Annotated in this window: 16 protein-coding genes and 1 tRNA gene; 12 read left to right on the forward strand and 5 right to left on the reverse strand. The window is 72.0% G+C overall.

What is annotated here, in order from left to right:
* Positions 1 to 146: 146 nt before the first annotated feature.
* The 5 genes from gltB to pyk all read left to right on the forward strand — a co-directional run bounded on the left by gltB (position 147) and on the right by pyk (position 9690).
* A complete protein-coding gene (gene gltB, locus ACYVGT_RS20190) occupies positions 147 to 4739 on the forward strand; it encodes a glutamate synthase large subunit (protein WP_460860779.1) in 4593 nt (1530 codons plus the stop codon).
* Between the two features lie 28 nt (positions 4740 to 4767).
* On the forward strand, positions 4768 to 6222 hold the full coding sequence (locus ACYVGT_RS20195; protein ID WP_460860781.1) for a glutamate synthase subunit beta: 1455 nt from the start codon (positions 4768 to 4770) through the stop codon (positions 6220 to 6222).
* 333 nt (positions 6223 to 6555) lie between these two features.
* The gene (locus ACYVGT_RS20200; RefSeq protein ID WP_460860784.1) at positions 6556 to 6966 is read left to right on the forward strand and encodes a DUF2784 domain-containing protein; all 411 of its coding nucleotides are present in this window, start codon (positions 6556 to 6558) and stop codon (positions 6964 to 6966) included.
* Positions 6967 to 7086: 120 nt separating this feature from the next.
* Positions 7087 to 7992, forward strand: coding sequence for a prenyltransferase (locus tag ACYVGT_RS20205; RefSeq protein ID WP_460860787.1), 906 nt, complete (start codon positions 7087 to 7089; stop codon positions 7990 to 7992).
* 267 nt (positions 7993 to 8259) lie between these two features.
* Positions 8260 to 9690, forward strand: coding sequence for a pyruvate kinase (gene pyk / locus ACYVGT_RS20210; protein WP_460860789.1), 1431 nt, complete (start codon positions 8260 to 8262; stop codon positions 9688 to 9690).
* Positions 9691 to 9791: 101 nt separating this feature from the next.
* Here pyk and ACYVGT_RS20215 read toward each other — a convergent pair whose 3' ends face one another.
* The 3 genes from ACYVGT_RS20215 to ACYVGT_RS20225 form a co-directional block, all read right to left on the reverse strand.
* Positions 9792 to 10817 carry a DUF1266 domain-containing protein gene (locus ACYVGT_RS20215; protein WP_460860791.1) on the reverse strand — a complete coding sequence of 342 codons (1026 nt, stop codon included), beginning with the start codon at positions 10815 to 10817 and terminating at the stop codon, positions 9792 to 9794.
* Positions 10818 to 10972: 155 nt separating this feature from the next.
* The gene (locus ACYVGT_RS20220) at positions 10973 to 11158 is read right to left on the reverse strand and encodes a hypothetical protein (protein ID WP_460860793.1); all 186 of its coding nucleotides are present in this window, start codon (positions 11156 to 11158) and stop codon (positions 10973 to 10975) included.
* Between the two features lie 701 nt (positions 11159 to 11859).
* Positions 11860 to 11932 (reverse strand) — tRNA-Leu (locus ACYVGT_RS20225).
* 167 nt (positions 11933 to 12099) lie between these two features.
* Here ACYVGT_RS20225 and ACYVGT_RS20230 point away from each other — a divergent pair.
* The 5 genes from ACYVGT_RS20230 to ACYVGT_RS20250 all read left to right on the forward strand — a co-directional run bounded on the left by ACYVGT_RS20230 (position 12100) and on the right by ACYVGT_RS20250 (position 17211).
* On the forward strand, positions 12100 to 12666 hold the full coding sequence (locus ACYVGT_RS20230) for an ANTAR domain-containing response regulator (RefSeq protein ID WP_460860841.1): 567 nt from the start codon (positions 12100 to 12102) through the stop codon (positions 12664 to 12666).
* Between the two features lie 360 nt (positions 12667 to 13026).
* Positions 13027 to 14439 (forward strand): ABC transporter permease subunit, encoded by a 1413-nt coding sequence (locus tag ACYVGT_RS20235; protein WP_460860844.1) that lies wholly within the window; start codon positions 13027 to 13029, stop codon positions 14437 to 14439.
* A gap of 12 nt (positions 14440 to 14451) precedes the next feature.
* On the forward strand, positions 14452 to 15441 hold the full coding sequence (locus ACYVGT_RS20240; RefSeq protein WP_460860796.1) for a branched-chain amino acid ABC transporter permease: 990 nt from the start codon (positions 14452 to 14454) through the stop codon (positions 15439 to 15441).
* Positions 15431 to 16315: an ABC transporter ATP-binding protein gene (locus ACYVGT_RS20245; RefSeq protein ID WP_460860797.1), complete on the forward strand. Its 885-nt coding sequence runs from the start codon at positions 15431 to 15433 to the stop codon at positions 16313 to 16315. The genes ACYVGT_RS20240 and ACYVGT_RS20245 overlap by 11 nt, the downstream gene beginning before the upstream one ends.
* A complete protein-coding gene (locus ACYVGT_RS20250) occupies positions 16315 to 17211 on the forward strand; it encodes an ABC transporter ATP-binding protein (RefSeq protein WP_460860799.1) in 897 nt (298 codons plus the stop codon). The genes ACYVGT_RS20245 and ACYVGT_RS20250 overlap by 1 nt, the downstream gene beginning before the upstream one ends.
* A 290-nt stretch (positions 17212 to 17501) precedes the next feature.
* Here ACYVGT_RS20250 and ACYVGT_RS20255 read toward each other — a convergent pair whose 3' ends face one another.
* Positions 17502 to 18722, reverse strand: a complete 1221-nt coding sequence (locus tag ACYVGT_RS20255) for an ABC transporter substrate-binding protein (RefSeq protein WP_460860801.1) — start codon at positions 18720 to 18722, stop codon at positions 17502 to 17504.
* Between the two features lie 352 nt (positions 18723 to 19074).
* Complete coding sequence (locus tag ACYVGT_RS20260) at positions 19075 to 19485, reverse strand: PaaI family thioesterase (protein ID WP_460860804.1); 411 nt, start codon at positions 19483 to 19485, stop codon at positions 19075 to 19077.
* A 155-nt stretch (positions 19486 to 19640) separates the two neighbouring features.
* On the opposite strand from ACYVGT_RS20260, the gene polA reads away from it, so the two are divergent.
* Together polA and arfB are read left to right on the forward strand one after the other, a co-directional pair.
* A complete protein-coding gene (polA, locus tag ACYVGT_RS20265; protein ID WP_460860806.1) occupies positions 19641 to 22403 on the forward strand; it encodes a DNA polymerase I in 2763 nt (920 codons plus the stop codon).
* Positions 22404 to 22545: 142 nt separating this feature from the next.
* Positions 22546 to 23001 carry an alternative ribosome rescue aminoacyl-tRNA hydrolase ArfB gene (gene arfB, locus ACYVGT_RS20270; RefSeq protein ID WP_460860808.1) on the forward strand — a complete coding sequence of 152 codons (456 nt, stop codon included), beginning with the start codon at positions 22546 to 22548 and terminating at the stop codon, positions 22999 to 23001.
* Positions 23002 to 23266: the final 265 nt, after the last annotated feature.

Raw genomic sequence — 23266 nt, forward strand, 5'->3', positions numbered from 1 at the left:
CCGGCCGGATGGCGGCGCACCCCGCCCCTGCGAGGGGGCGGGCGCAGCACCCGCTCCCCGACAACTGAACAACGCCACCGCAGCAGGGCCAATGTCGTCCCGGATGCGCTTTCGAAAAGCCCATACGCACGACGACAGGAGGGTAGATGCCTGCTGGCCAGGTGCAGCGTCCCACCGCCCCGGACGCCCCGTTCACCACTGCGGCGACCCACCCCGCCCCCCAGGGCCTGTACGACCCGTCCTTCGAGCACGACGCCTGCGGCGTCGGTTTCGTCGCCGACCTGACCGGGCGGCGCACCCACGCCACCGTGGACAGGGCACTCGCCGTCCTGCGCAACCTGGACCACCGCGGCGCCGCCGGTGCCGATCCCGACGACGGCGACGGCGCCGGCATCATCACCCAGGTTCCGGACGAGCTCTACCGCGCCACCGCCGGACTCGACCTGCCCGCCGCCGGCGCCTACGCCACCGGCATCGGCTTCCTGCCCGCCGGCGAGAACGACCGGGCCCGCGCCACCGCCCGCATCGAGCAGATCGCCGCCGAAGAGGGACTCACCGTCCTCGGCTGGCGCGAGCTTCCCGTCGAGCCCCGCTACTGCGGCCCCGCCGCCCGCGCCGCCATGCCGCACTTCGCGCAGCCCTTCCTCGCCGCGGCACCCGGCGGCCCCGCCGACGGCCGCACCGGCATCGACCTGGAGCGGTTCGCCTACTGCGTCCGCAAGCGGGCCGAACACGAGGCCGGCGTCTACTTCCCGAGCCTGTCCCCGCGGACCGTCGTCTACAAGGGGATGCTCACCACACCCCAGCTGGAGCCGTTCTTCCCGGACCTGTCCGACCGGCGCTACACCTCCGCGCTGGCCCTGGTCCACTCCCGGTTCTCCACCAACACCTTCCCGTCCTGGCCGCTGGCCCACCCGTTCCGCTACGTCGCGCACAACGGCGAGATCAACACGGTCAAGGGCAACCGGAACATGATGCGCGCCCGCGAGGCCAGCCTCGCCAGCGAACTCATCCCCGGCGACCTGTCCCGGCTGTTCCCCATCGTCGACCCCGAGGACTCCGACACCGCGTCCTTCGACGCCGCCCTGGAGCTCCTCCACCTCGGCGGGCGCTCCCTCCCGCACGCCGTGCTGATGATGATCCCGGAGCCCTGGGAGAGCCACACCGAGATGGACCCGCAGGTGCGGGCCTTCTACGAGTTCCACTCCATGCTCATGGAGCCCTGGGACGGCCCCGCCTCGGTCTCCTTCACCGACGGCGAGATCGTCGGTGCCGTCCTCGACCGCAACGGGCTGCGCCCCGGCCGCTACTGGGTGACCGACGACGGCCTCGTCGTCCTCGCCAGCGAGGCCGGCGTCCTCGACATCGACCCCGCCGCCGTCGTCCGCAAGGGCCGCCTCGCCCCGGGCCGCATCTTCGTCGTCGACACCGCCCAGGGCCGCATCGTCGAAGACACCGAGATCAAGGCCGAGCTCGCCGCCGAGCACCCCTACGCCGACTGGCTCGCCCAGGGCGTGGTCCGCCTCGCCGACCTGCCCGCCGCCAAGCCGGACCCGGTGCCCGCCACCGCGTCCGCAGCGGACCTCACCACTGCGCAGAAGGCGTTCGGCTACACCGAGGAAGAGCTCCGCACCATCCTCGCGCCGATGGCCCGAACCGGAGCCGAACCCATCGGCTCCATGGGCACCGACACCCCCGTCGCCGCCCTCTCCCAGCGCTCCCGCCAGCTGTTCGACTACTTCACCCAGGGCTTCGCGCAGGTCACCAACCCGCCGCTGGACGCCATCCGGGAGGAGCTCGTCACCAGCCTCGGCGTCGCCCTCGGCGCCGAGGAGAACGTGCTGCACGCCTCACCCGAGGACTGCCGGCGCATCGTGCTGCCCACCCCGATCCTCGACGACGCCGAACTCGCGGCGATCCGCGCCGCCGGCGAGCCGGGCGGCGACCCCGCATTCCGCACCGCCGTCCTGGACACCACCTACGACCCCGCCGGCGGCGGCACCGCGCTGGCCCGCCGGCTCAGCGAGATCAACGACGCCGCCGACCGCGCCATCGCCGCCGGCGCCCGCATCCTGGTGCTCAGCGACCGCGCCGCAGGCCCCGAACGCGCCGCCGTGCCCAGCCTGCTGGCCACCGGCTCGGTCCACCACCACCTCGTCGGCGAGAAGACCCGCAACCAGGTCGGCCTGGTCATCCAGGCCGGCGACGCCCGCGAATGCCACCACATGGCACTGCTGCTCGGCTACGGCGCCTCCGCGGTCAACCCCTACCTGGCCCTGGCCACCGCAGCCGACCTCGCCGAACGCTCCGTGCTGACCGGCACCGACGCCGCCACGGCCGTCCGCAACACCGCCAAGGCCTACGCCAAGGGCGTCCTGAAGGTCATGTCCAAGATGGGCGTGTCCACCGTCGGCTCCTACACCGGCGCGCAGATCTTCGAAGCGGTCGGCCTGGGCGCCGAGGTCGTCGAGCGCTGCTTCACCGGCACCACCTCCCGTCTCGGCGGCGTCGGCTTCGACGTACTCGCCGAAGAGGTCCGGATGCGGCACGCCGCCGCGCACGCCGCCAACCCCGCCGACCACCGGCGGCTCCCCGTCGGCGGCGAATACCAGTGGCGCCGCGAGGGCGAACCCCACCTGTTCGACCCCGAGACGGTCTTCAAGCTGCAGCACTCCACCCGGACCCGCCGCTACGAGATCTTCAAGGAGTACACCGCCAAGGTCGACCAGCGCGCCGGCGAGCTGATGACGCTGCGCGGCCTGCTCGACTTCGCCGGCGGCAGCCGGCCCGTCCCGATCGAGGAGGTCGAGCCCGCCGCCGAGATCGTCAAGCGGTTCTCCACCGGCGCCATGTCCTACGGCTCCATCTCCGCCGAGGCGCACGAGACCCTCGCCATCGCGATGAACCGCCTCGGCGGCAAGTCCAACACCGGCGAAGGCGGCGAGGACCCCGACCGGTTCACCCCGGACGCCAACGGCGAACTGCGCCGCAGCGCCATCAAGCAGGTGGCCTCCGGCCGGTTCGGCGTCACCTCGCACTACCTCGTCAACGCCGACGACATCCAGATCAAGATGGCCCAGGGCGCCAAGCCCGGCGAGGGCGGCCAGCTGCCCGGCCACAAGGTCTACCCATGGGTGGCCACCACCCGCCACTCCACGCCCGGCGTCGGCCTCATCTCGCCGCCGCCGCACCACGACATCTACTCCATCGAAGACCTCGCCCAGCTCATCCACGACCTGAAGAACGCCAACCCGCAGGCCCGCGTGCACGTCAAGCTGGTTTCCGAGGCCGGCGTCGGCACCGTCGCCGCCGGCGTCTCCAAGGCCCACGCCGACGTCGTGCTCATCTCCGGCCACGACGGCGGCACCGGCGCCTCCCCGCTGACCAGCCTCAAGCACGCCGGTACGCCCTGGGAGCTCGGCCTCGCCGAAACCCAGCAGACCCTGCTCCGCAACGGCCTGCGCGACCGCATCACCGTCCAGGCCGACGGGCAGATGAAGACCGGCCGCGACGTCGTCATCGCCGCGCTGCTCGGCGCCGAGGAGTTCGGCTTCGCCACCGCCCCGCTCGTCGTCTCCGGCTGCGTCATGATGCGCGTCTGCCACCTCGACACCTGCCCCGTCGGCGTCGCCACCCAGAACCCCGAGCTGCGCGCCCGGTACGCCGGCAAGGCCGAGTTCGTCGTCAACTTCTTCGAGTTCATCGCCGAAGAGGTCCGCGAGATCCTCGCCGAACTGGGCTTCCGCAGCATCGAGGAGGCCGTCGGCGCAGTCGGGGCACTCGACGCCCGCCGCGCCGTGGACCACTGGAAGGCCTCCGGCCTCGACCTGGAGCCGGTCCTGCACCGCGTCCCGCCCCGCGAAGGCGACCACCTGAGCCGCACCCGCAGCCAGGACCACGGCCTCGCCAAGGCCCTGGACAACACCCTCATCCAGCTCGCCGAAGGCGCCCTCGACTACGGCCAGAAGGTCACCCTCGACCTGCCGGTCCGCAACGTCAACCGCACCGTCGGCACCATGCTGGGCCACGAGGTCACCCGCCGGCACGGCGCCGCCGGCCTGCCCGACGACACCATCGACACCACCTTCACCGGCGCCGCCGGCCAGTCCTTCGGCGCCTTCCTGCCGCGCGGAGTCACCCTCCGCCTCATCGGCGACGCCAACGACTACGTCGGCAAGGGCCTCTCCGGCGGCCGCATCACCGTGCGCCCGCCCGAGAACGCCCCCTACCGCGCCGAAGAGCACATCATCGCCGGCAACGTCATCGCCTACGGCGCCACCGGAGGCGAGGTGTTCCTCCGCGGCCAGGCCGGCGAGCGGTTCTGCGTGCGCAACTCCGGCGCACTCGCCGTCGCCGAAGGCATCGGCGACCACGGCTGCGAGTACATGACCGGCGGCCGCGCCGTCATCCTCGGCCCCACCGGCCGCAACTTCGCGGCCGGCATGTCCGGCGGCACCGCCTACGTCCTCGACCTCGACCCCGGGCGGGTCAACGGCGAGATGGTCGACCTCGACCCGCTCGACGGCCAGGACAGCGCACTGCTCACCGACGTGCTCACCCGGCACGCCGAGGAGACCGGCTCCGAGGTGGCCCGCGCACTGCTCGCCGACCCCGGCCGCGCGGCCCGGTTCACCAAGGTCATGCCGCGCGACTTCAAGCGGGTGCTGGCCGCCCGCGCCGAAGCCGAGGCCAACGGAACCGACGTCGACCAGGCCGTGATGGCCGCCGCGCAGGCATAGCGCCGGCACAGAGAGGAGGGACCCGGCTATGGCCGACCCCAAGGGCTTCCTGAAGACCACCGAGCGCGAACTGCCCGCGCACCGCCCCGTCGACGTGCGCATCATGGACTGGCGCGAGGTCTACGCGGACTTCGATCGCGGCGCCGTCGAACGGCAGGCGTCCCGCTGCATGGACTGCGGCATCCCGTTCTGCCACAACGGCTGCCCGCTCGGCAACCTCATCCCCGAATGGAACTCGCTGGTCTCCGAGCACGACTGGCACGCCGCCATCGAGCGGCTGCACGCCACGAACAACTTCCCCGAGTTCACCGGCCGGCTCTGCCCCGCGCCGTGCGAGTCGGCGTGCGTACTCGGCATCAACCAGCCCGCCGTCACCATCAAGAACGTCGAGAACTCCATCATCGACCGGGCATGGGAGGAGGGCTGGGTCCGCCCGCAGCCCCCGGCCGTGCGCACCGGCAAGCGCGTCGCCGTCGTCGGTTCCGGCCCCGCCGGCCTCGCAGCCGCCCAGCAGCTCACCCGCGCCGGCCACGACGTGACCGTCTACGAGCGCTCCGACCGCATCGGCGGCCTGCTCCGCTACGGCATCCCCGAATTCAAGATGGAGAAGCGCCACCTCGACCGGCGCCTCGCCCAGATGGCCGCCGAGGGCACCCGGTTCCGCACCGGACTCGACATCGGCACCGACCTCTCAGCGGCCGAACTGCGCGCCGCCAACGACGCCATCGTCCTCACCGGCGGCGCCACCGTCACCCGCGACCTGCCGGCGCCCGGCCGCAGCCTCGACGGCGTCCACCAGGCGATGGAGTACCTGCCGGCCGCCAACCGGGTGCAGGAGGGCGACACCGCCGCCCCGGCGATCACCGCCGAAGGCAAGCACGTCGTCGTCATCGGCGGCGGCGACACCGGCGCCGACTGCGTCGGCACCGCCCACCGGCAGGGCGCCGCCTCGGTGACCCAGCTGGAGATCATGCCCAAGCCGCCGCTGAACCGCCCCGACCACCAGCCGTGGCCGACCATGCCCGCGGTCTACAAGGTGACCTCCGCACACGAGGAGGGCGGCAGGCGGGTCTACTCCTCCAACACCGTCGAGTTCCTCGGCGACGGGCAGGGCCGCGTGCGCGCGCTCAAGCTGGTCGACGTGGAGCGCACCGACAGCGGCTTCAGCCCGGTCGAGGGCACCGAGCGGGAGATCCCCGCCCAGCTGGTCACGCTGGCCATGGGCTTCACCGGACCGCAGAAGGAGGGCCTGCTGGAGGGGCTCGGCGTCGACCTCGACGGGCGCGGCAACGTGTCCCGGGACGACGCCTACGCCACCTCCGTCGACGGCGTCTACTGCGCCGGCGACATGGGCCGCGGCCAGTCGCTCATCGTCTGGGCCATCGCCGAGGGCCGCTCGGCCGCCGCGTCGGTCGACAGCTACCTGGCCGGCGCCACCGAACTCCCCACGGCGATCCCGCCCACCGCCCGGCCCCTGGTCTGACCGCCGGGCCCGACCGGCGCCCGCCCCCGGCACCCCCGGTGGCGGGCGCCGGCGGAGTCGGCTGCTGCGCCGGCCGGCGGCCGGGACCGGACCCGGGACGCGTGCCGCAGCGCACTCCACGGCGTGCGGGGCGCGCACCCGGACGGGGCCTGCACCCCGGCCGGCCGCCAGAGGTCCGCGGGTACCGGAACCGCCGACTGCGTTCCGTCCGGCCGCCGGTGCGCGGGCCCTCCCGCAGTGCTGCCGCGCGCCCGCACGGGTGCGGCCGCTGCCGAGCCGGTGCGCCCGGCGGCGGCACGGTGCGGTCCCGGAGGCGCCGATTAGGCTGGGCGGATGGCCTTCCGACTGCTGGCCGATGCGGCGATGGTGCTGCACTTCGCATTCCTGGCCTACGTCGTGCTGGGCGGGTTCTGGGCCTGGCGGCGGCCGGCGGCCATCTGGCCGCACGCCGCCGTCGCCGCCTACGCCCTGGGGATCACCGCCATCGGCTGGGACTGCCCGCTCACCCACGTCGAGAACTGGGCGCGCACCCGGGCCGGCGAGGCCTCGCTGCCGCACAGCGGGTTCATCGACCACTACCTGACCGGCGTCGTCTATCCGGGCGAGCACCTGGCCGCCGCCCGCGCCGCCGCGGCGGTCGCGGTGGCCGCCTCCTACACCGGAGCCCTGGTGCTGTACGTCCAGAGGGGGGCGCGTCCCGGCACGGCGTCCGGTCCGGACACCGGGCGCGTTAAGGATGCGTGAGCATTTCCCGCTGCACCCGGGAAGCATGCCCGTATTGTCCGGGTAGAGATCTGACAAAATACCGCAAACCACGCAAGTCGTTCAGGTTTGCCCCGGCCCGCCACCGCGCAGATTCCGACCATGACGACGGTCACCACGGACACCCTGCGCGCTGCCGAGCACTTCATCACCCGCACCGCCCGGCTCCTCGACCGGCACCGCTACGACTACCTCTTCGCCGCCGGCCCCGCCGAACCCGTCCGCTCCGCACTGGACGCCTACCGCAACCTCGACGGCGGCTACGGCAACGGCCTCTACCCCGACCTCCGCGGCCACCGCAGCGAACCCCTCGCCGTCGAGTACGCCCTGCGCAACCTCCTCGAAACCGGCCCCATCCCCGCCGACACCGCGCACCGGATCAGCACCTACCTCACCTCTGCCAGCAGCCGCGACGGCGGCGTCCCGCCCGTCACCCCCGGCATCCGGCACACCGAAGCCGCACCCCCCTGGCGCGACTACGCCCACACCCGCCGCGGCGCCCTCCGCCCCACCGCCGCCATCGCCGGGCTCCTCCACCGCGGCCACGCCGCCAGCGCCTGGCGCGACCGCGCCACCGCCTTCAGCTGGACCCGCATCGCCGCGCTGCACTGGACCGACCCCGACGAAGCCATGGCCATCTGCACCTTCCTGCACCACGTGCCCGACCAGCACCGCGCCGCAGCAGAAGCCGACCGGCTCGCCCCCATGATCCGCGCGGTCACCGAACTGGACGCCGACCGCCCCGGCGACGTCCGCCGGCCCGTCGACCTCGCCCCCAGCCCCAGCTCCGCCGCCCGCCGCATGTTCACCGACGCCGAAATCGACGCCAACCTCGACCTCCTCGAACGCACCCAGCAGTCCGACGGCGGCTGGCCCACCGCCCGCCCCTACTGGACCGAGCGCGCCCGCACCGACTGGCGCGGCATGGCCACCATCCGCCGCCTGCTCGTACTCCGCGCCTACGGCCGCCTCCCCGGCCCCGCGGTACCCCGCGTCGCCGAGGGCTGACCGCCGCGCCGCCCCGCCCCCGCAGCGCCCACCGCCCAGAGTGCACCCGCCGCGCCGCCCAGAGCGCGCGTGCGCCGCCGCTGCGCCCCGCCCCGGCATGCACACCGCACACAGCACCCCGGGCCACTGGCGGCCGATCCAGAACCGCCACCGCAGCGTCACCGCAGCGCACGGCGCCGGAGCCGCCACCCCGCAGACGCCTTCCGGTCGCCCATTCGCAACCTGGTTTAGACCACTCTGGGCCCGAAACGCTCTAGAGTGGGAAGAGTGACACGTCGAGCCAAGATCGTCGCCACCCTCGGCCCCGCCACCGCGAGCCCGGAGATCCTCTCCGAACTCGTGGACTCGGGCCTGGACGTGGCGCGCCTCAACCTCAGCCACGGAACCCACGAGGACCACCGCGCCTCCTACGAGAACGTGCGCGCGGCCGCACAGGAGAAAGGCCGCAACGTCGGCATCCTCGCCGACCTGCAAGGACCCAAGATCCGCCTGGGCACGTTCTCCGGCGGCCCGGTCGAACTCACCCCCGGAGACCCCTTCACCATCACCGTCGACGACATCGACGGCGACGCGCGCCGCGTCTCCACCACCTACAAGGGCCTCCCCGGCGACGTCCGCCCCGGCGACCGCGTCCTGATCGACGACGGCCGCGTGGTCCTGGAATGCACCAAGACCACCGGAACCGACGTCCACACGCGCGTCGTCATCGGCGGCACCGTCTCCAACCACAAGGGACTCAACCTCCCCGGCGTCGCCGTCAGCGTGCCCGCGCTCACCGAAAAGGACGAGAACGACCTCCGCTGGGCCCTTCGCCAGGGCGTCGACATGGTCGCCCTCTCCTTCGTGCGCAGCCCCGCCGACGCCGACGAAGTCCACGCCATCATGGACGACGTCGGCATCCGCGTCCCGCTGATCGCCAAGATCGAGAAGCCGCAGGCCGTCGAGCGCCTGCACGACATCATCGAGGTCTTCGACGGCGTCATGGTCGCCCGCGGCGACCTCGGCGTCGAACTGCCCCTCGAGAACGTCCCGATGGTGCAGAAGCGCGCGATCGAGCGCTGCCGCGACAAGGCCAAACCGGTCATCGTCGCCACCCAGATGCTCGAATCCATGATCAGCGCACCCCGGCCCACCCGCGCGGAAGCCTCCGACGTCGCCAACGCCGTCCTCGACGGCGCCGACGCCGTCATGCTCTCCGGCGAGACCAGCGTCGGCGACTACCCCGTCGAGACGGTCCGCACCATGGACCGGATCGTCGTGGCCGCCGAACAGGAGTCGCTGCGCGCCTCGCACATGCTCAACCGGGTGCCGGAGACCACCGGCGGCGCCATCGCCCGCGCGGCGGCCGAGGTCGGCGCCACCGTCGGCGCCACCGCCCTGGTCGCCTTCACCATGTCCGGCGAGACCGCCCGGCGGCTGGCCCGCTACCGGTCCCCGATCCCGCTGATCGCGTTCACCACCCAGACCGCCACCCGCGGCCGGCTCTCCCTGCAGTGGGGCGTCGACGCCTACTGCGTCCCCTGGGTCGACCACACCGACGAGATGGTCCGCCAGGTCGAGACCGAACTCCTCGACATGGGCATCTACACCAAGGGCGACAAGATCGTCGTCGTCGCCGGCAGCCCGCCCGGCACCCCGGGATCCACCAACTCCCTGCGCGTCCACCGCATCGGCGACGCCATCACGCACGGATCCTGAGGAATCCCCGAGGGCAGGCGCATCCGCGCCGCCCTCCGCCCCCCGGTGGCGCATCCGCGCCCCGGTCGGGGCACCGGGGGCCCAGAGCGCTCCGGCCGCCGCTACGGCCGCCGCGAGCGCACCGCACCGCGCAGCGGACCCCGCCACCGCTCCCGGCCCCGCGGCGCAGCGGCCGCGTCCGCCGCACCCGCGGCTTCGGCCGGATCCCGCTCGAGAGCCCCGGCCGCCCGCTCCAGCGGCATATCCCACGGCAGCAGGTTCCACGGGCTCTCCGGAGACGCGTGCAGCAGCCCCAGCGCCGTCCACACCCGGTCCGGCGACTCCTCCTCGGCGCCGCCCCGCCACAGCAGGTAGCCGCCGTGGAACGCCTCGGACAGCCGCTGCCAGCCGGAGAAGCGCCGCTGCAGATCCGAGGCCACCCGGCGGAGCATCCGCTGCGACTCCACCTGGCTGAGCCAGTCCAGGGTCGCCCCCGCGCACGCCAGCCGGACCAGATGCGCCGACCGCCACCACTCATACGAGCGGACCACGACCGTCTCCGCCGCCTCGGCAGCGCCGGTCACCTCGCGCATCCGCGCCACCTGGTCCGGGGAGAGCAGAACCCGCCGCTCCGGCTGCTCCGCGGCACCGCCGCGGGTGTGCGCCGCGCCGGTGCGCAAGTCGATGACGAGGTCGGCCGAGGGCCCTCCGTGCAGCTCCGACCAGAGCCGGTCCACGGTCGCCAGCAGGCCGGCGCGGTCCTCGACCCCCCACTCGTCCAGCAGGATCCGCCGGTAGCGGCGCCGCAGCTGCGGCCGGACCACGGCATCCCACGGCTCGGCGACCGCGACCCGGAACGGCGCGGCGACCGCGGCCGCCCACCGCTCGGTGCTCAGCGGGGCCTCGGGGTCGCGGGCGCGGATCACCGGAGCCTCGCGGGCGCCGATCACCAGGACGGCGAACGCGCCGGCGGCGAGCAGCACGATCGGGACGAAGGACCAGCCCGGCAGGCCGAGCACGACCAGGAGCACGATGAGCAGCGCCAGCGGAGCCAGCAGCCACGGCTGCCGCCGCTCCGCCGCCCACGCCACGAACGCCCAGGCGCCGATCACCAGGGTGCCGACGACTCCGGCCACCGCGGTCAGCACGTCCACTCCCTCCGATCGGCCCGCGGACGGACCCGTGCGCCCGTTCCGCCCGCACATCCAGGATCGTGGACCACCCCCCGCCCCGGCGACCAAACCCACGGGTTGTGCCCGGGTTGTAGCCGTGATGTGACCGCTGGGCCTCCGCCCCGCCCCGATCAGCCTTTGGGGCCGATGAACGTGTCGAGCAGGGCGACGGAGTTCCGCTTGGACACGGAGAGGACCCCGGTCGGCTGATGGGTGTCGCGGACCGGCTCCTTCCAGATGAGCTTCCACTCGACCCCCATCAGATCGAGCGCGTTCCCGAGGAGCCCGTGGATGTCGGCCGAAGTGTTGCTGAACATGTACCGCGGATATGAGTAGTACTTCCATGCTCCGCCGACTCTGGCCCGGACCCTGTTGTCTACGCGGCAGCCGTCGGAGTGGAAGAGCCCTTTAGTGAATTCCCGGGGGCATTCGCGGACGATTCCCTCCTGCCAGTCGGTGAGGGCGATGCGGCGCGAGTGCTTTGTGCCCGGACCGTGCTGAGGGAAGAGGCATGGCCAGTGCTTCCATCGGGCGCAGACTTCAGTGCAGCCGACCCTCGGGACCCGGTGTACCGGGTGGTTGGGGCGGATCGCCTTTATGGCTTCCGAGCATGCAGTGATCAGCCGCGGCCAGGTGTCGTCGCAGGCTATGCGGAGTGACCAGATCAGTTTCGCCGGGTCACCGCATAGGCTAATGGCTCCATCACCGAGATAGAGGCCGAGTAAGTAGGCATAGGCGGCCGATGGTACTGGCGCTGATGGGAAGGGCTGGCAGCGCGGGCATGAGCCAGGGCCCGCGTACTTGTTGACGAGGGTTCGGTCCCTATTCCATGTGGCGATTGTGCTCCGACTGATTCCGTAACGCTGGCCGGCCTCGGAAATAGAGGCGCCCGAGTCGAGCAGTGAAACAACTGCGTGGCGGACGTGGGGAGGGTGCATAGGCCGATGGTGGAGTACTGGCCGAAGCTGCGTTCGGTCAACGCAAAAAAAAGAAGGCCACCATTTGGTGGCCTTAAGGGTACCCCGGGCGGGATTCGAACCCGCACTGTATTGATTTTGAGTCAATCATCTCTGCCATTGGATTACCGGGGCTTATCAGTAGGACTGCTTGATGTGGCCGTCAGCTCGGGAGGCACGTTGCGCATGCCACCTGACGCGGACTTCCGTTCGGCTCTCAAGGCGCACCAGGCGGCCATCCGGTGCAGCCTACCCTAGCGGATCTCGGTACCCTCGTGTCCGTGACGACGACGCAGAGCCGCGTGGTGATCGCGGAAGACGAGGCCCTGATCCGGTTGGACCTCAAGGAGATGCTCGAGGAGGACGGCTATGCCGTCGTGGGGGAGGCGGGCGACGGCGAGACCGCCGTCCGGCTCGCCGGCGAGCTCAAACCCGACCTCGTCATACTCGACATCAAGATGCCGGTGCTGGACGGGCTGTCGGCCGCGGAGCGGATCGCCGCCGACCGCATCGCGCCGGTGGTCATCCTGACCGCGTTCTCGCAGCGCGACCTGGTGGAGCGGGCCCGCGACGCGGGTGCGATGGCCTACCTGGTGAAGCCGTTCTCCAAGACCGACCTGGTGCCGGCCGTGGAGATGGCGGTCAGCCGCTACGCCGAGCTGTCCGCCCTGGAGGCGGAGGTGAGCGGGCTCCAGGAGCGCCTGGAGACCCGCAAGCTCGTGGAGCGCGCCAAAGGGCTGCTGCAGAGCCGGCACGGGCTCACCGAGCCCGAGGCGTTCCGGTGGATCCAGAAGAACTCCATGGACCGCCGCCTGACGATGCGCAGTGTCGCCGAGACGGTCGTGGAGACCCTGGAGGGCGACGGCTGAGGTCCGGTCCCCGGTTCTCCCGGGGGCCCTGACGCAGAGGGGGTCCGCCGCACTCGCGGCGGACCCCCTCTGCTGTGCGTACGCCTCCCGCCTCCGCCCGCCGCGGGACGCCGGCCGGAGACGGAGCGTCACCGGCACCGTGCAGGTGGTCCGTGGGAACGCCCGCGCGGTTGCGATCCGGTCACGAAAACGGACGGGCGCGTACCGGTTCCATCACGGCATATAAGGCGATCTGAACAGCACTCTTGAATCGGGCTAAACTCTCGCCACCGATGGATACCTCCCGGTTTCGGACGAACAGTCCGCGACCGTTCGATATCGAATGCGCAAGGAGCGCGCGTGCGCACACGCCTCGTGACTGTGCTGCTCGCCGTGGTCGCCGTTCTCATGGTGATCCCCGGGACGGCAGCGGCAGACCCTGAGGGCGGTGGAGAGAACCTCAACGGTCAGATTCGCAACCCGGATACCGTCGAAGGACTGGACATCACGGTCTACGAGGGTGCCGAGGGCGACGAAGAGATCGAGCAGGTCACCACCGACGCCGAGGGCAAGTGGGAAGTGGAGCTCCCGGGACCGGGCGAGTACCGGGTGGTACTCGACGAAGCAACGGTGCCCGAGGAGTACGTGGTCCCCGACCAGCCGGGTTCTGAACTGGAGGTCGAGGTCCGCGAGGGCCAGCAGCGGACCGTGGTCTTCCGCCTGCAGACTCCGGAGCAGGTCCAGCAGGAGGCGGCCGAGGAGTCGGCGGAGGCCGAAGAGCCCTCCGGCAGCGGCTCCGGCAGCGAGGAGGCCGAAGAGGGCGACGGCGCGGTACCCGGCGTCGATCCGGGCGCGTCCTTCGGCGACCGGGTCGTCCAGCTGATCGTCGCCGGCCTCATCTTCGGCCTGGTGATCGCCGTGTCGTCGGTCGGCCTCTCGCTGATCTTCGGCACCACGCGGATGATCAACTTCGCGCACGGCGACATGGTCACGTTCGGCGCGTTCATGGCGATGATGTTCAGCTCCATGACGCTGTTCTCGTCGCTGCATGACTCGGTGGCCGGCATCCCGGTGCTGGGCTTCCTCCTCAATCCGCTCGTGGTCGGCCTGCTGCTGGCCGTGGTGCTGGGCGGCGCGCTCGGCATGGCGCTGGAGCGGTTCCTGTGGCGCCCGCTGCGGCGGCGGCACGTGGCGCTGATCCAGATGTTCATCGTGACGATCGGCGTCTCGCTGATCCTGCGGCACGTGCTGCTGGTGCTGTTCGGTGCGCGGCGGGAGAAGTACGAGCAGTTCCGCATCCAGCAGCCGCTGGAGCTGGGCCCCATCTCGATCACCCCGCGCGATCTGGGCATCATGCTCGTCGCGGTGGTCGTCCTGGTCCTGGTGGCGAGCATGCTGCAGTTCACCCGGATCGGGAAGGCGATGCGCGCCGTCTCCGACAACCGGGACCTGGCGGAGTCGTCCGGCATCGACGTGGACCGGGTGACCCTGTGGGTGTGGGGCCTGGGCGGCGCGCTGTCGGCGCTGGGCGGCGTGCTCTACGGGCTGAACCAGACGGTGCACTGGCAGATGGGCTTCCACCTGCTGCTGCTGATGTTCGCCGCGGTGATCCTCGGCGGCCTGGGCACGGCCTACGGCGCGATGGTGGGTGGCCTGGTCGTCGGCCTGGTCGCGATGCTGTCGACGCTGTGGTTCTCTCCGCAGCTGATGAACGTGTGGGCGCTGGGGATCATGATCCTGGTGCTGCTGGTGCGGCCGCAGGGCATTCTCGGGCGCCGCGAGCGAGTGGGCTAGGGGAGAGCGACGATGGACATCTTCTTCAATATCCTCAGCGCCTCGTTCACGACGGCCATCGGACCGATCGCTGCGATCTACGTGCTCGCGGCAATCGGCCTCAACATGCACTTCGGCTACACCGGCCTGCTCAATTTCGGGCAGGTCGGGTTCATGCTGGTCGGCGCCTACGGCGTCGGGATCGGTGTGGGCACCTTCCAGCTGCCGCTGCTGGTGGCGTTCGCGCTGAGTGTGGCGTGCGCGGTGCTGCTGGCGCTGCTGCTGGGTATCCCGACGCTGCGGTTGCGCGCCGACTACCTGGCGATTTCCACGATCGCGGTGGCTGAGGCGCTGCGGCTGCTCTATCGGGCGGATTTCGCGCGCCCGCTGACCGGTGGCGTGTACGGGCAGCAGAGCCTCGCGTCGGGGTTCATCGAGGTGAACCCGATCCCGGCGGGCCGGTACGGCGTGCTGGGCGTGGAGTTCACCCACAACCAGCTGTGGACGATGGCGGTGGCGTGGGGCCTGGTGGGTCTGGCGCTGCTGGCCACCTGGGCGCTGATGCACAGTCCGTGGGGCCGCGTCATCAAGGGCATCCGCGAGGACGAGGATGCGGTGCGCAGCCTGGGCAAGAACGTCTTCGTCTACAAGATGCAGGCGCTGGTGCTGGGCGGCGTGCTGGGCGGTGTGGCCGGCGCGATGCTGGCGATCCACCAGCAGAACATCACGCCGGACCAGTTCATGCCGCAGGTGACGTTCTACCTGTGGGCGATGCTGCTGCTGGGCGGTGCCGCGCGGACGCTGGGTCCGGTGATCGGGCCGATGGCGCTCTGGTTCCTGCTGACGGCGTTCGACGAGACGCTGCGGTCGCTGCTGACGCTGGGCATGCTGCCGTTCATCGAGGGCGGCGACATCGGCGCGCTGCGGCACGCTTTCGTGGGTCTGGCTCTGGTGCTGCTGATCGTGTACCGGCCGCAGGGCCTCATCGGGAACCGGAAGGAGATGCTGGTCAATGTCAAGTGACGCAGAGCGGGCGGCTGCGGGCGACCGGATGGCCGGTGTCGAGCCGCGGCCCGGTGCGGCCAAGCCGGACGCGATTCTGACCGCGGATGGGGTGCAGCGCTCCTTCGGCGGTCTGACTGCCGTGGACGTGGACCACCTGGAGGTGCAGCGGGGCACGATCACGGCGCTGATCGGCCCGAACGGCGCGGGCAAGTCCACGCTGTTCAATCTGCTGACCGGGTTCGACCGGGTGGATTCGGGTTCGTGGTCGTTCGAGGGGCGCAGTTTGGCGGGTCTGGCCGGCCACCGGGTGGCGCGGGCCGGGATGGTGCGGACGTTCCAGCTGACGAAGGCGCTGACGCGGTTGACGGTGCTGGAGAACATGCTGCTCGCGGCGCCGGGCCAGACCGGGGAGAGGTTCCTCGGGGCGCTGCGGCGCGGTGCGTGGCGGCGCCAGGAGGCGGAGAACACGGCGCGCGCGATGGAGCTGCTGGCCCGTTTCAAGCTGGACGCGAAGAAGGACGACATCGCGGGCAGCCTGTCGGGTGGTCAGCGCAAGCTGCTGGAGATGGCGCGGTCGCTGATGGTGAACCCGTCCATGGTGATGCTGGATGAGCCGATGGCGGGGGTGAACCCGGCGCTGGTGCAGTCGCTGCTGGGCCACATCACTTCGCTGCGGGACGACGGTATGACGGTGCTGTTCGTCGAGCACGACATGGACGTGATCATGGGCATCAGCGACTGGATCGTGGTGCTGGCGCAGGGCCGGGTGATCGCGGAGGGCCGGCCGGAGGACATCCGGTCGGACCGGCAGGTCATCGACGCCTACCTGGGGGCGCACGCGGGTGCGGGCCAGGGCGGCGAGGGGTCTGGCGCGGATGGGGAGGAGTCCTGATGGGCGGCGCGCAGGGCGGCGGGGCGGACGCGGCGGAGCCGCGTCCGGGTGCCGCGGCGGAGGGTGCGGCTGAGGAGGGTGTGCACGGCCCGGCGGGGTCGGCGGAGGCGCTGCAGGATGCGCGCGAGGAGGTCCTGGAGCACGCCGGCACGGGCCCGGTGGTGGATCCGGAGGCGCATCTGCTGGTGGCCGATGACGTCAAGGCCGGCTACATCCCTGAGGTGAACATCCTCAACGGGTGCACGCTCACGTTGGACGAGGGCGAGGTCGTCGGCATCATCGGCCCCAACGGCGCCGGTAAGTCGACGCTGGTCAAGACCATCTTCGGGCTGCTTTCGGTGCGTTCGGGGGCGCTGCTGCTGAACGGGCGGAGCATTGCCAACCTGAGCGCGCACGAGCTGGTGTCGCGCGGGGTGGGCTATGTGCCGCAGACGCAGAACGTGTTCCCGACGCTGACGGTGGAGGAGAACCTCGAGATGGGGGTCTTCCTCAAGCCGAAGACGTTCAAGGACCGGTTTGCGTCGGTGGCGGAGCTGTTCCCGCTGCTGGGGGAGCGGCGGCGGCAGAAGGCGGGTGCGCTGTCCGGCGGTGAGCGGCAGATGGTCGCGATGGGCCGGGCGCTGATGATGGAGCCGTCGGTGCTGCTGCTGGACGAGCCGACGGCGGGTCTGTCGCCGATCTTCCAGGACGAGGTGTTCCAGCGGGTCAAGCAGATCAATGCCACCGGTGTCTCGGTGGTGATGGTGGAGCAGAACGCGCGGCGCTGCCTGGAGATCTGCGACCGGGGCTACGTGCTCGACCAGGGCCGCAACGCCTACACGGGTACCGGCCGCGAGCTGCTGGAGGATCCGAACGTGATTGAGCTGTATCTCGGTACGCTCGCCAAGGCGGACTGAGCGGGCGGTCGGCCGCCGGGCCGGCCGGGCAGGGGCGGTGCCTTTCGGCGCCGCCCTTTCTGCTGTCCCGGCTGCCCGGCTGGTCTCGCGCCGTGCGCGGGAGGCGGGTACCGGTGCCGTGTTCCGGGGGTGCGGCAGGGGGCGCCGGGGGGGGTATCCGGCGTTCGGGCGCGGGGGAGTTCGGGCCTGGGCTGCCCCGGCGGGCATACGGAGAGGCCCCGCCCCCGATTGCTCGGGTGCGGGGCCTCTCGTGGGGGGTGCCGCCAGGAGGCGGCGCGGTGGGGTGGTGGTCAGGGAACGGTGATGGCGTCGACCTTGGAGTGGACGCCTTCGTCATCGAAGCCGTACACCTGGAAGGTGGCCTGGGTGACGTCGCCGTTCTCGTCGAAGTTGATCGGGCCGCTGACGCCCTGGTAGTCGATGTCTTCGCCGTCGGCGATCAGCTGCTTGCACTCTTCGAAGGCGGAGCACTCGGTGCCGTCCTTGGAGACGGCCTCCATCTCGCCGACGAATTCGGCCGGGTCGGTGCTGCCGGCCTGCTCTGCGGCGAGGGCTGCGAGGTTCACGCAGTCGTAGACCTGGCCGGCGAACTGGAAGACCTCGAGGCTGTCGTCGAAGCCCTTGAGGCCTTCGATGAACTCGTCGCCGCCGACGTCGGGCGCGGTGCCCTGGAAGCCGGAGACGGTGCCCGGGTCCTCGGCGTCGACCTTTTCGGCGAGTGTCTCGTCGTTGAGGCCGTCGGTGGCGTACATCCGGTCGGCGTCGACGCCTTCTTCGACCAGGCCGGTGATGATCTGGACGCCTTCCTCGAAGGAGACCATGACCACCGCGTCGCTGTCGGCGTTGGCGATCTCGCCGACCGCGGCGTCGAAGTTGGGGGCGTTGGGGTCGTAGCCCTCGTTGTAGTCGACGCTGATGCCGGCCTCTTCGAGCGCGTCGGCGGTGGCCTGGGCGAGGCCTTCGCCGTAGTCGTCGGCGCGGTAGGTGATGGAGACGCTCTGGTGGCCGTCGGCGGCGATCTGCTCGGCGAGCACGGGGCCCTGGAGCAGGTCGCTGGGGGCGGTGCGCCAGTAGTAGCCGGTCTCGTCTTCCTCGGCCAGGCCGGGCGCGGTGTTGGACCCCGAGCACTGCATCACTTCGTTGCTGGTGACGTTGTCCATGATGGCCTGGGTCATGCCGGAGGCCGCGGCGCCGATGATGACGTCGGCGTCGTTGTCGATCAGCCGGGTGGCGGCGTCGTTGGCCTGGGCGGCGTCGTTGGCCTCGTCGCCTTCGAGGAACTCGGGCAGCTCGGTGTCGAGGACGCCGCCGGCGTCGTTGATCTGCTGCAGAGCGTACTTCGCCGCCTGCTCCTGGGGCGGGCCGAGGTGGGCCAGGTCGCCGGTCTGGGGGAGGACATAGCCGAACTGGAGGGCGTCGCCTCCGCCGCCTCCGTCGTCTCCGCCGCCGCCGCAGGCGGTCAGTCCCAGTCCCAGGGCCGCGATGGCCGCAAGGGCCTTTCTGCTCCGCATCGAGGTTCTCCGTTCACGCCGGCTGGTTCGGTGCCCAATCGGTCTGCGGGGCAGCGCCGTGAGGTGCCGCTTAACCGATCCTGTTAGCGGAGCTTAAACAGGGCGAACCGGGACGGGGAAGGAGCGATGGGGCGTTGGTGCCGAGTCGGGTTCAGGCCGTTACCGGGTTGTAGTGAAGACGGCGCGCAGTTGTGTCGCGCTCCGTCGGCGCAGCGCTGCTCTGCGTGAAACCCCAGCTCAGGGGGTGTGCGGAGGCGGGGGCGGGCGCCCGTCTGCGCGGGGGCGGCGCCGGGCCGCGCTGCGCCGGCCGCTGCCTGCGGCGCAGCGCGGCGGCCGTGCGGGGCGGTGCCGGTCAGGCGTCGCGCAGCATGCAGGTGAGGCGCGCGGTGCACACCCGCTTTCCGTCCTCGCGGGCGATGGTGATGTCCCAGGTGGCCAGGGTGCGGCCGACGTGTACGGCCACCGCGGTCCCGGTGAGGACGCCCTCGGTGGCGGCGCGGTGGTGGGTGGCGTTGATCTCGATCCCCATCGCGATGCGGCCCTCGCCGGCGGCGAGGGCCGAGCCGACCGAGCCGAGGGTCTCGGCGAGCACGCAGGAGGCGCCGCCGTGCAGGATCCCGTAGGGCTGGGTGTTGCCCTCCACCGGCATGCGGCCGACCACCTTCTCCGCGGACGCCTCGGTGACCTCCAGCCCCATCCGCTCGCCCAGTGCGCCGCCGCTGACCCCCAGGATTTCGGTGAGCTGCTCGGACGTCAGGTTCATCGGGTCCCCCTCGGGTCTGTCGCCGGCCGGTGGCGGTGCGGCGCGCTGCGGTGCCGGGCGGCGCTCGGCGGCGGCCGCACCGGTGTGCGGACATCCGGCGGGCCGGATCGCGCTCCGGCGCACGTATGTCCGCACCGCATCCTAGGATTCGGGGTGTGGTGACCAAGCGAGAGACCCCCGATGAGACCAGTGCGGCCGCAGCTCCAGCGGAGGGGGGTGGTCGGCTCCTCCTGCTGGACGGGCACTCGATGGCGTTCCGCGCGTTCTTCGCCCTGCCGGTGGACCGCTTCGGCACCAGTACCGGGCAGTCCACGAACGCGGTGTACGGCTTCACGTCGATGCTGATCAAGCTTCTCCGGGAGGAGGAGCCGACGCACATCGCCGTGGCCTGGGACCTGTCCGGGCCGACGTTCCGGCACGAGGAGTACGGCGACTACAAGGCGGGGCGCGCCGAGACGCCGCCGGAGTTCCCCTCCCAGGTGGACCTCACCCAGGAGCTGCTCCGGCTGCTGGGGGTGCCGTCGGTGTCGGCGCCCGGTTTCGAGGCGGACGACGTCATCGCCACCCTCGCCGGGCAGGGCGGCCGCGCGGGCATGGAGGTCCTCATCGCCTCCGGTGACCGGGACGCGTTCCAGCTCGTCACCGATTCCTGCACGGTGCTCTATCCGGGCAAGAGCCTCTCCGACATGACGCGGATGACGCCGGAGCGGGTCGAGGAGAAGTACGGCGTCCCGCCGGAGCGCTACCGCGACCTGGCGGCGCTGGTCGGGGAGAAGGCCGACAACCTTCCGGGTGTGCCCGGGGTGGGGCCCAAGACCGCGGCCAAGTGGATCGTGAAGTACGGCTCGCTGGACGACCTGGTGGCGCATGCCGACGAGGTCGCCGGCAAGGCGGGCCAGAGCTTCCGCGACCACCTGGACGGGGTGCTGCGCAACCAGCGGCTCAACGCGCTCGCCGGCGACGTGCCGCTCGACGCCGCACCGGGCGACCTGGTGCTGGGTACCGCTGACCGCGAGGCGGTCAACGAGCTGTTCGACACCCTGGAGTTCGCCGCGACGCTGCGCGACCGCCTGTTCGGGGTGTTCGGCGGCGCCGGGGAGGCCGCGCCGCAGAGCGCGGGCGAGGACTTCTCCGACGAGGTGGAGACCGCCGGGCCGGGCGCGCTCGGCGCCTGGCTGGCCGGGCACACGGCGCAGGGCCGCTCCGGACTGGCCGCTGAGGGGGAGTGGGGCCGCGGCACCGGGCGGTTCACCGCGCTCGCCGTTGCTGCGGCCGACGGCGCCGCGCTCTACCTCGACCCGGCGGAGCTGGGCGAGGAGGACGAGCGGGCGCTCGCCGCCTGGCTGGCCGACGCGGAGCGGCCGAAGGCGCTGCACGACGCGAAGGGCCCGCTGCTCGCCGCGGCGGCGCACGGCTGGACCGTCGCCGGCCTCAGCAGCGATACGGCTGTCGCCGCCTACCTGGTGCAGCCGGGGCAGCGCAAGACCGGGCTGGAAGACTTCGTCCAGCCCTACCTCGGCAAGGAGCTGGCCCGGAAGGAGAGCGGCGGGGCGCAGCTCTCCCTGGACCTGGGCGCTGAAGACGGTGCGGACAGCGACCCGGACGCGGGCCGCCGCGCCGACCTCGCAGTGCGGGCGAGGGCTACCGCCGAGCTCGCCGACCGGCTCGACGTGCTGCTTGCCGAGCGCGGGGCCGCGGAGCTGATGCGCGACCTGGAGCTGCCGCTGGAGCAGGTGCTGGCCGGGATGGAGCGGGTCGGCATCGCCGCTGACCGCGGTTACCTGGACGAGCTGGAGGCCGAGTTCGCCGGCGAGCAGCGCAAGGCGATCGAGGAGGCGCACCAGGCGGTGGGGCAGGAGTTCAACCTGGGCTCGCCCAAGCAGCTGCAGAAGATCCTCTTCGAGGACCTGGAGCTGCCGCGCACCAAGAAGATCAAGACCGGCTACACCACCGACGCCGACGCCCTGGCGTGGCTGGCGACCCAGACCGACCACCCGCTGCCCGGCATCCTGCTGCGGCACCGCGACCAGACCCGGCTGCGCACCACGGTGGAAGGGCTGATCAAGACCGTGGCCGACGACGGCCGCATCCACACCACGTTCAACCAGACCGTGGCGGCCACCGGGCGGCTCAGCTCGGTCGAGCCCAACCTGCAGAACATCCCGGTGCGCACCGACGCCGGACGCCGCATCCGCCGCGCGTTCGTCGTCGGGGGCGGCTACGACCACCTGCTCACCGCCGACTACAGCCAGATCGAGCTGCGCATCATGGCGCACCTGTCAGGCGACGAGCAGCTCATCGACGCCTTCCAGAGCGGCCGGGACTTCCACGCCGAGACGGCGGCGCGGGTCTTCGGCACCGACCCGGACCAGGTCGGCGCGGAGGAGCGGGCCCGCATCAAGGCGATGAACTACGGCCTGGCCTACGGTCTGAGCGAGTACGGCCTGTCCCAGCAGCTCGGTGTCACCCCCAAGGAGGCGGCCGCGCTGATGGAGGACTTCTTCGCGGTCTTCGGCGGGGTGCGCGACTACCTGCGCTCGGTCGTGGACCAGGCGCGGCGGGACGGCTACACCTCGACGATCCTCGGCCGCCGCCGGTACCTGCCCGACCTCACCAGCGACAACCGGCAGCGCCGCCAGATGGCGGAGCGGATGGCGCTCAACGCGCCCATCCAGGGATCGGCGGCCGACATCATCAAGGTCGCGATGCTCGGTGTCGACCGCGCGCTGCGCGAGGGCGGCTACGTTTCGCGGGCGCTGCTGCAGGTCCACGACGAACTGGTGCTGGAAGTGCCGGCCGGGGAGTCCGAGGCCGTCCGAAAACTGGTTTCGGACCGGATGGCCGCCGCCTATGCTCTGCGTGTGCCGCTCGCCGTCTCGGTCGGCGAGGGCGGGAACTGGCGCGACGCCGCGCACTAGCGCCCCCTGCCGGGGCCGCGGGTGCGTGCCGGGCCGCCCCGCGGGGCGGCCCGGGCGCACGCGCGCGGGAATACTCAGGTGTGCCGGGCTGCTCCGCTGGTCGGGGGCTGCGGGCAGGGCGACGGAGGAACGGAGGCCGGTGATGGGACGGGCACGCGGGGCCGCAGGCGGGTCTGCGCCGGCGGGCCGGCCGGCGCTGCCGGAGGTTCCGCCGGGCGAGCTCACCTGGCGCTTCTCCCGGTCGCCGGGCCCGGGCGGGCAGCACGTCAACACCGCGGACACGCGCGCCGCTGTTTCGGTCGATGTGGCCGCGACCAGCGCCCTGGACGAGTCCGAGCGCGCCCGCGCGCTGGAGCGGCTCGCCCCGCGGCTGGCCGGCACCGTGCTCACCGCCACCGCGGCCGACACCCGCTCCCAGGGCCGCAACCGCGAACTCGCCCTGGAGCGGCTGCGGCACCGGCTCGCCGAGGCGGCCGCGCCGCCGCCGAAGGAGCGCCGCGCCACCCGGCCCAGCCGCGCTGCGCGCCGCCGCCGGATGGACGCCAAGAGCCGCCGCTCCGCGCTGAAGCGCACCCGCGGCCGCCCGGCTGAGGACTGAGCGCCGGGCGGTGCCGGCCCCTGCCGGCCGCGCTCCCGGCCGGTGTTTTCCGGTGCCCGCGCGGGCGTGTAGCATGCGCCGGATGCGGTCTTGGTCGCATTCGCCGCCCGGATTCCGATTGACCAGGACGCCCGCGTCTCATATTCTGGCTCGAGCGTTGAGAATGCGCGTGCGCTGTCCGGCCCCGGCGGTACCAGGGGCGGGGCGCGCGGCGGGCGCCCCGGTGCAGCAGGGAATCGCGGCGAGCGGATCGTGTATCCGCGGT

The organism is Nocardiopsis coralliicola, from assembly GCF_054779695.1.